The organism is Heyndrickxia ginsengihumi, assembly GCF_011008565.1.
GTDB classification, from domain to species: domain Bacteria; phylum Bacillota; class Bacilli; order Bacillales; family Bacillaceae_C; genus Weizmannia; species Weizmannia ginsengihumi.
Genome location: NZ_JAAIWK010000047.1, coordinates 1 through 9,043, shown reverse-complemented (window position 1 = coordinate 9,043; position 9,043 = coordinate 1). Strand labels below are relative to the sequence as shown.

Annotated in this window: 8 protein-coding genes; 7 read left to right on the top strand and 1 reads right to left on the bottom strand. The window is 36.6% G+C overall.

The window, feature by feature from the left end; translation table 11 throughout:
- Positions 1-333: 333 nt before the first annotated feature.
- Complete coding sequence (gene rocF / locus G4D61_RS17620; protein ID WP_035354925.1) at positions 334-1,233, top strand: arginase; 900 nt, start codon at positions 334-336, stop codon at positions 1,231-1,233.
- A 44-nt stretch (positions 1,234-1,277) separates the two neighbouring features.
- On the opposite strand, the gene G4D61_RS17615 is transcribed toward rocF, so the two are convergent.
- Positions 1,278-1,439, bottom strand: coding sequence for an aspartyl-phosphate phosphatase Spo0E family protein (locus G4D61_RS17615; protein ID WP_081750107.1), 162 nt, complete (start codon positions 1,437-1,439; stop codon positions 1,278-1,280).
- 175 nt (positions 1,440-1,614) lie between these two features.
- On the opposite strand from G4D61_RS17615, the gene sigW reads away from it, so the two are divergent.
- The 6 genes from sigW (at position 1,615) to glmS (ending at position 8,799) form a co-directional block, all read left to right on the top strand.
- The gene (sigW, locus tag G4D61_RS17610; RefSeq protein ID WP_025731614.1) at positions 1,615-2,178 is read left to right on the top strand and encodes an RNA polymerase sigma factor SigW; all 564 of its coding nucleotides are present in this window, start codon (positions 1,615-1,617) and stop codon (positions 2,176-2,178) included.
- A gap of 15 nt (positions 2,179-2,193) precedes the next feature.
- Positions 2,194-2,808, top strand: a complete 615-nt coding sequence (locus G4D61_RS17605; protein ID WP_025731615.1) for an anti-sigma factor family protein — start codon at positions 2,194-2,196, stop codon at positions 2,806-2,808.
- A gap of 143 nt (positions 2,809-2,951) precedes the next feature.
- Entirely contained in the window at positions 2,952-3,779 is an 828-nt protein-coding gene (gene cdaA / locus G4D61_RS17600) for a diadenylate cyclase CdaA (RefSeq protein ID WP_025731616.1), read from the top strand.
- Complete coding sequence (locus G4D61_RS17595) at positions 3,772-5,115, top strand: CdaR family protein (RefSeq protein WP_025731617.1); 1,344 nt, start codon at positions 3,772-3,774, stop codon at positions 5,113-5,115. The genes cdaA and G4D61_RS17595 overlap by 8 nt, the downstream gene beginning before the upstream one ends.
- A gap of 59 nt (positions 5,116-5,174) precedes the next feature.
- Complete coding sequence (gene glmM, locus G4D61_RS17590) at positions 5,175-6,527, top strand: phosphoglucosamine mutase (protein ID WP_025731618.1); 1,353 nt, start codon at positions 5,175-5,177, stop codon at positions 6,525-6,527.
- A gap of 469 nt (positions 6,528-6,996) precedes the next feature.
- The gene (gene glmS, locus G4D61_RS17585) at positions 6,997-8,799 is read left to right on the top strand and encodes a glutamine--fructose-6-phosphate transaminase (isomerizing) (RefSeq protein ID WP_025731619.1); all 1,803 of its coding nucleotides are present in this window, start codon (positions 6,997-6,999) and stop codon (positions 8,797-8,799) included.
- Positions 8,800-9,043: the final 244 nt, after the last annotated feature.

Here is a 9,043-nt window from a genome sequence, read left to right as displayed (position 1 = left end):
GTTTGCGTGTTTTATTACATCATCAATTTAAGGTTAAAGGAATTCCGGTAATTTAGGGGTAGGAGCGAGAGCTCATACCCCAACATTTGACGTAGAACCTTAATATTCGCTCCCAATCTTTGATTGTCCGTATATATTAATTATCTTGTTTTTAATATTCTATTATCAGTAATTATTGTTTAGAACAACATATGTCCACAATCATTTTTACGAGTTTGTCTAAAGATTTTCTCCCGAATATCATGTTTAATTGAATAAAAATACAGAATATTGCGTCGTTGAGTCATTTGCTTTATAGACATACAATGATAACAAACAATGGGAGGGATCGATATGCAAAAGAGGATATCTTTATTAGGTGTACCGATGAATTTGGGGCAAATTTATAAAGGTGTTGCGCTTGGTCCAACAGCAATCCGTTATGCTGGCGTTCTTGAAAGGCTGGAAGAGCTTCATTATCATGTAACAGATTATGGTGACATTGAGATAAAGCAAGTGGCACCTTCTATAGACGAGGTTTGTAGACTACGTAATTTGGATGCGATTTCAAATATAAGTGAAGTAGTTGCCTCAAAAGTTGATACCATTGTCAAATCAGGGGAGTTTCCACTTACTCTTGGCGGAGATCATAGCATGGCTATAGGTACAATTGCCGGTATTAGCAAGCATTTCGAAAACTTGGGTGTTATATGGTTTGATGCACATGCAGATTTAAATACACCAGAAACAAGTCCCTCTGGCAATATTCATGGTATTCCGCTTGCCGTAAATTTGGGATTGGGCCACGAAAAATTAAATACAGTTCATGCTTATTCTCCGAAAATTAAGCAAGAGAATATTGTTTTAATTGGGCAGAGAGATTTAGATCCGGGTGAAAAAGAATTAATTAAAAAATTGGGTATTAAAACTTATACGATGCAAGATATTGATCAACTCGGTATGAGGACGGTTATTGAGGAGAGTATTGCTTATTTAAAGGATAAAACGGACGGTATACATTTATCGCTCGACCTTGATGCACTCGATCCAAGCGAGACACCAGGTGTAGGTACCCCTGTAGAGGGTGGAATTTCATTTCGTGAAAGTAGACTCGCGATGGAATTACTTTCTGAATCGGGCCTTATTACTTCAGCAGAATTTGTAGAAGTGAATCCACTCTTAGATCAACGAAATCGGACAGCAATCATTGCGATGCAATTGATAACTGTTTTATTTGGGAAAAAGCTATTATAAGGTGCAAAAAATTAAGCGATAAAAAGCGGTTAGTATGAGCAATACTACCGCTTTTTTAGTGTATAATATTGGTTAATTAATTGATCCAAATGTTCACTTGTTCGGATTACATGCTCATTTACATAACCATTACTCGCTGCTAGCTGAGTTAGCTCAAGACGTTTTTTTTCGATTTCTTCGATGAGAGCTAGTGTTTTTGAATCCATAGTGAGCCCCCATATTCTTTTATTGTATATGTAAATTATTTATAACCATTTTTTTTATGATATAAACACATTTTGAAAATGTTTGTTAGTATATTGGACAATTTTATATTTTTAATGAAACTTTTTTTGTAGATCAAACGTAATCAATGGGTACCGCAGAGAGCGGAGGGGAACAATGGAAACAATCATAAAGCGGAAAATTAGACAAGTCATTAAAGGAGATCAAAATGCTTTTAATGATATTGTTGAATTATATAAAGATAAAGTGTATCAAATATGTTATCGAATGTTAGGCAGCAAGCATGAAGCAGAGGATGTTGCTCAGGAGGTTTTTATTCGCGCATATACGAATATTTTAAGTTATAAACAAGAAAGAAAATTTTCATCTTGGTTATTTCGAATTGCGACTAATCTTTGCATTGATAGAATTAGAAAGAAAAAGCCTGATTACTATTTAGATGCGGAAATATCGGGGACAGATGGATTAACAATGTACTCAACAATTGCCATAGATGAGAAATTGCCGGATACGAAAGTTGAAGAATTAGAGTTGCAGGAAATCATCCATAGAGCCATTTTAAGATTACCTGAAAAATATCGGGTTGTAATCGTCCTGAAATATATTGAAGAGCTTTCTTTAAATGAAATTAGTGATATTTTAGATATGCCACTTGGGACCGTAAAAACGAGAATTCATCGCGGACGAGAAGCTTTAAGAAAGCAATTGAAAAAATTATAGAGAGGAGGAAAAAAGGTGACGACATGCCCTGATCAAATCATCCATTATATGCATGATTATTTAGATCATGATATATCAGAAGATCATAAAGAAATCCTTCTCCACCATTTGGAGACTTGTGCAATATGCAAGCAACATTTTGACGAATTGCAAAAGAGTGTTTCATATGTACAAAGCTTGTCCAAAGTGACTGCACCGGATCATTTTACGAAGAATGTTATGAGCCAATTACCTAAAGAAAAAAGAAGAATTGGTATGAAGCGTTGGATTAGCGCCCATCCTTTTTTAACTGCGGCATCTCTATTTATTATATTAATGGCAGGAACACTTTTTTCCTCGTGGAATGATCCGAATGAATTTTCTTTTACGAAAAATCCTAATTTAGTTGTTAAAAATCATACGGTCATTGTTCCAAAAGGGAAAGTAGTAAAAGAAGATGTGACTGTGAGAAATGGAAATATTCGTGTTGAAGGGACCGTTCAAGGAAATGTAACAGTGATAAAAGGAAAAGAATATATGGCATCAGCAGGAAATGTTACAGGGAAGGTAAAAGAAATTGATAAAATATTTGAGTGGATATGGTACAAAATGAAAGATTTAGGACACGATGCATTTGCTCACAATAAATGAATATATTACTAAAGAGGAGAGCATGTCTAATAGCTCTATATTTACGATTGACAATATTGAATGACTCCTATTTGTTCTAAATAAGTGGTATAATGGAACAGTTGAAAATAAGAATATGATTTAAAAACAACGGAGGCAGGATCATGCATATTGCAGATTTCCCCATCTTTAGCTACCTTTCCAATATTGTGGATATATTGGTAGTTTGGTTTGTCATATATAAAGTTTTAATGATTATACGTGGAACAAAAGCAGTACAGCTTGTAGAAGGAATATTTGTGATCATCATTATTCGTTTTCTTAGTTCTTTATTAGGACTACAAACGCTCGAGTTCATTATGGAACAAGTTTTCACATATGGATTTTTAGCGATCATCATTATTTTTCAGCCAGAGTTACGCCGTGCGTTGGAACAGCTCGGGCGCGGAAAATTTTTCTCAAGAGCGGCTAATCATGAAGATGATGAACAGATTCAGCTTATTGACTCAATTGTGAGTGCAACAAGTTATATGGCGAAACGGAGAATTGGGGCGCTGATTTCTATTGAGAGGGAAACGGGTTTAGGCGATTATGTTGAAACAGGTATCCAGCTCGATTCAGCAATATCCTCTCAGCTATTAATCAATATTTTTATACCGAATACACCGCTTCATGATGGAGCTGTTATTATTCAAAAAGGAAAAGTAGCTGCTGCCGCGTGTTACCTGCCTCTATCAGAAAGTCCGTTTATTTCTAAAGAATTAGGGACAAGGCATCGGGCGGCTGTTGGAATAAGTGAAGTGACGGATAGTTTAACGGTGGTGGTCTCAGAAGAAACGGGAGGTATTACCATCACGAAAAATGGCGAATTACATCGTGATTTAACACTAGAGCAACTACAAGAAGCATTGAAAATTGAATTAAAGATTGCGCAAAAAGCAAAAGAACCTTCCTCATTGAAGTGGAATTGGAGGGGGAAAAAGAATGGATAGACTGATGGACAGTCGTTGGTTTATGCGAATTTTAGCTTTAGTATTTGCTGTTTCATTATATATGTCTGTTACCGTTGAGAATGGCGGTAAAGTTATCAACATTACACAGAATAAAGGAAGCGGCGTCGTAAAAGATGTTCCAATTGAGCTTTACTATGATAGTACAAACTTAGTAGTATCAGGGGCTCCAAAGACAGTCAATGTGGAGATTTCGGGGCCAAAAATCCTTGTCCAACAAGTTAAAGCTTCAAGAGATTTCAATGTTTATATGGATTTAAGTAATGCTCACATTGGAAGACAAAAGGCTGAAATTAAAATTAAAAATATTTCTGATAAATTAAAAGTGAAATTAAGTCGGAAATATGCATATGTAACTGTGCAAGAAAAAATCTCGAAACGGTTTAACGTTGAGGCAGAGTTCGACAAAGGGCTTGTCCCAGAAGGATATGAAACATCAAGTCCAATAGTCGATCCAGCAACAGTTAAGATTACAGGTGCAAAAGATGTATTAGACAAAATTAGTTATGTCAAGGCGACATTGGAAACAAGTAAGCCGATTAATTCGACAGTATCACAGCAAGCAAAAGTGAGAGTTCTTGATAAAAATCTAAACAAACTGGATGTTGTTGTTGAACCGAGCACGGTAGAAGTAACCGTTCCAGTTTCGAATCCAAGTAAACAAATTCCAATAACCGTTAATCCAATTGGCAGTGAGAATCAGGGCGTTACGATAAAATCGATAACGACAGAGCCAAAGAAAGTAACGTTATACGGAACATCAGACGTTCTAGCTGGAATCGATAAGCTGCCAGTGAATGTAGATATTAGCAAAGTTAAAAAAGACACAACGATTAAAGTACCAATTAAATTACCGGATGGAGTTAACAAAGCAACCCCTGATACGGTCAAAGCAAAAATTACAGTTGAAAAGAATATGGACGAGAAAAAAATATCGAATGTGCCGATCTATGAAAAAGGTTTAGGTAATGATTATGATGTGAAATTCCTCTCTCCAGAAAGTGGAACCATTGATATTTTCGCAGATGGTACAACAGAAGAACTTAATAATATTTCTGCTAGCGATTTCCGTGTTTCTGTAAATTTATCGGGAATGTCAAATGGAGTACATGAAGTGAGTTACACAGTATCTGGTCCTAAAGGTGTATCATGGAAGCTTCCAGATGACAAAGCAAAAGTCAGCATTAAAGAAAAATCTGTTACGACAACTACAAATGATGATGAATCTAGCCAATCCAAAGAATCAACGACGGATGATTCATCAGATCAGAATGCTGATATGAATAGTGCTGACACTGAAAATAAAACGGAAAATTAACTTTAAGCCAACGAAATAATGATTTACTAGACGTTGTTGAAAAGAAGGGAAGAAATATAATGGGTAAATATTTTGGAACAGATGGAGTACGCGGAGTGGCCAACTCAGAATTAACACCTGAACTTGCTTTTAAGTTAGGGAGATTTGGCGGATATGTGCTAACAAAACATGCTGAAGGCCGGCCAAAGGTAATTATTGGTCGCGATACACGTATTTCAGGGCAAATGTTAGAAGGGGCTCTCGTTGCTGGATTACTATCTATTGGGGTAGAGGCTATGCGCCTAGGCGTTATTTCAACACCAGGTGTCGCTTATTTGACAAAAGCGTTAGGTGCACAAGCAGGCGTAATGATTTCAGCATCGCATAACCCTGTAGAGGATAATGGCATTAAATTTTTTGGTTCAGATGGCTTTAAACTTTCAGATGACCAAGAGGCGGAAATAGAAGAACTGCTGAATATGGATGCAGATCAATTACCAAGACCTGTAGGAAAGGATCTTGGTATTGTGAGCGACTATTTCGAAGGTGGACAAAAATATTTACAATATTTAAAACAGTCGGTTGACGAAGATTTTACAGGTATTCATATTGCTTTGGATTGTGCACATGGGGCTACTTCATCATTAGCAACTTACTTATTTGCTGATTTAGACGCAGATGTTTCAACAATGGGGGCTTCACCGAATGGGCTTAATATTAATGATGGTGTTGGATCAACTCACCCAGAAGCACTTGCAGCATTCGTGTTAGAAAAAGGAGCAAATATTGGACTTGCTTTCGATGGTGATGGTGATCGTCTAATTGCTGTTGATGAAAAAGGACAAGTTGTAGATGGCGATCAAATCATGTACATTTGTGCGAAATATTTAAATAAAGAGGGATTTTTAAAGAAATCAACCGTCGTTTCAACCGTTATGAGCAATCTAGGCTTTCATAAAGGATTAGAAGCACTAGGAATTCATAGTGTACAGACGGCAGTTGGAGACCGCTATGTTGTAGAAGCAATGAAGGAAAATGGCTATAATCTTGGCGGAGAACAATCAGGCCATATTATCTTTTTAGATTACAATACTACTGGTGATGGTTTGTTAACAGGTTTGCAACTTGTAAATATAATGAGTTTAACAAATAAATCGTTATCAGAGTTAGCAGCCGAAATGAAAAAATATCCGCAAAAACTAGTGAATATTAAAGTAACAGATAAATATCATGTGACGGATAATGAAAAAATTAAAGCCGTTATTACTGAAGTAGAAAAAGAAATGGATGGGAATGGACGAATTCTAGTCCGTCCATCAGGTACCGAACCATTAGTTCGTGTAATGGCCGAAGCACCAAATCAAGAAGATTGTAATCGCTATGTTGAACGCATTGCTGATGTTGTTAAACAAGAAATGGGTCTTAATGAATAATCATGATTTTATGCATAAGGGGAACGAATAGATCCTCTTATGCATATTTTATGTTGTAAGTAACAAAATATGTTGACAACTGTTCCAAGTATCCGATAATATTATCTTGTTGTTTTCTCTTGAAAATAATAAGGAAAGGAGCATTGTTGGAAAGTTGAATCATTAGAAGCGCCTGGACTAAATCCGATCGGAAGGGATTTAGTTGACGAGGAGGAGGAGTATCGAGAGTAATCGGCGGATGCCTCCCGGCTGCCACACAGTCGTTAATCTTTTCTTAAATCACTTAGGTGACTAAGTGGACAAAGGAAAAAGATAGGTGGAGAGAAAACAGACATCACATTACTCGGATGAAGGAAGTCAATGTGAAAAGTTGAATGAAGTCTGAAATCTAACCATTAAAAATTAGAGATAAGGGGGCAAGTATGCTCCCGGGTATTCTTGCTCCCTTTTCACAAGGAGGAAGCAAACTATGTGTGGTATTGTAGGTTATATTGGTACGGAAGATGCGAAGGAAATTTTGCTTAAAGGATTAGAGAAGCTTGAATATAGAGGATATGATTCTGCAGGTATTGCAGTAAGAAATAATGAGGGCGTTCATGTTTTCAAAGAAAAAGGCCGCATTGAAGATCTTCGCCAAATCGTAGATAAACATGTTCATGCGACTGCTGGTATTGGGCATACACGTTGGGCAACGCACGGAATCCCAAGTAAAGAAAATGCTCATCCACATCAAAGTGCATCAGGACGTTTTACACTTGTGCACAACGGTGTAATTGAAAACTATACATTATTACAAAAAGAATATTTAGCAGATGTTGCTTTAAAAAGTGATACTGATACAGAGATCATTGTTCAGTTAGTAGAAAAATTTGCAAATGAAGGGCTAAATACGGCTGAAGCTTTTCGTAAAACACTTACTTTGTTAAAAGGTTCTTACGCGCTTGCGTTACTAGACGAACAAGATCCTGACACAATTTATGTTGCGAAAAACAAAAGTCCATTGTTAGTTGGAGTTGGTGATACATTTAATGTCATTGCAAGTGACGCGATGGCGATGCTTCAAGTAACAGATCAATTTGTTGAATTAATGGATAAAGAAATGGTTATTGTAACAGCTGCTAAAGTTACGATTCAAAACTTAGCTGGGGAGACAATTGCCCGTGATCCATATACTGCTGAAATCGATGCTAGCGATATCGAAAAAGGAACATATCCATTTTATATGCTAAAAGAAATCGATGAACAACCGCTTGTTACTCGTAAAATTATTCAAGCATACCAAGATATTAACGGTGAGTTGACAATCGACTCCGATATTACAAAGGCAGTAAGCGAAGCGGATCGCCTATATATCATTGCGTGCGGAACAAGTTATCATTCAGGTTTAGTTGGAAAACAATTACTTGAACATATTGCAAAGGTTCCTGTTGAAGTCCATGTTGCAAGTGAATTTGTTTACAACATGCCATTACTTTCTAAAAATCCACTATTCATTTTCATTTCACAAAGTGGTGAAACAGCAGATAGTCGTGCCGTGCTTGTGAAAGTAAAAGAACTAGGCTATAAAACATTAACAGTAACAAATGTTGCTGGTTCAACTTTATCTCGTGAGGCAGATTATACATTGCTTCTACATGCAGGTCCGGAAATTGCTGTTGCATCAACAAAAGCATATACTGCTCAAATTGCTGTTCTTGCGATCTTAGCAGATGTAACTGCAAAAGTGAACGGAATTGAACGTAACTTTGATTTAGTACATGAACTAGGAATTGTTGCCAATGCAATGGAAGTTCTATGTGATTCTAAAGAAGAGTTTGAAAAAATGGCTTCTGAATATTTAAGTGACACACGCAACTGCTTCTTTATCGGTCGTGCTCTTGACTATTATGTATGTCTTGAAGGTGCTTTAAAACTTAAAGAAATTTCTTATATTCAAGCTGAAGGTTTCGCAGGCGGCGAATTGAAGCATGGTACAATCGCTTTAATCGAAGAAGGTACACCAGTTGTCGCGCTTGCAACACAAAACGATGTTAACTGGAACATTCGCGGTAATGCAAAAGAAGTATTAGCACGTGGCGCGAATGTATGTACTATTTCAATGAAGGGTCTTGAAACAGAAGAAGATCGCTTCGTGATTCCAGAAGTGAATGAATTATTAACACCTCTTATCTCTGTTGTTCCATTACAACTATTAGCTTATTACGCAGCACTCCATCGTGGATGCGATGTTGACAAACCACGTAACCTAGCTAAAAGTGTAACAGTGGAATAAAAAGCTATACTGTTTTGCTCCTTTGTGTTGAGTGACAATAAAGTTGTTTTAAAAGCACACATTACCGATTACAATAAATGTAATAGATAATGTGTGCTTTTTGTTGTGATGAAGCTTATGAGGTGATAAATGCGTGGCCAAATGCGGCTCTATTATATTTGTTGGGGTGTGAATAAAATTCAGACATAAAAATACACGTAAACTCCTAAATCCTTTACACTTGAATTGTCGAGAAACAAATGAA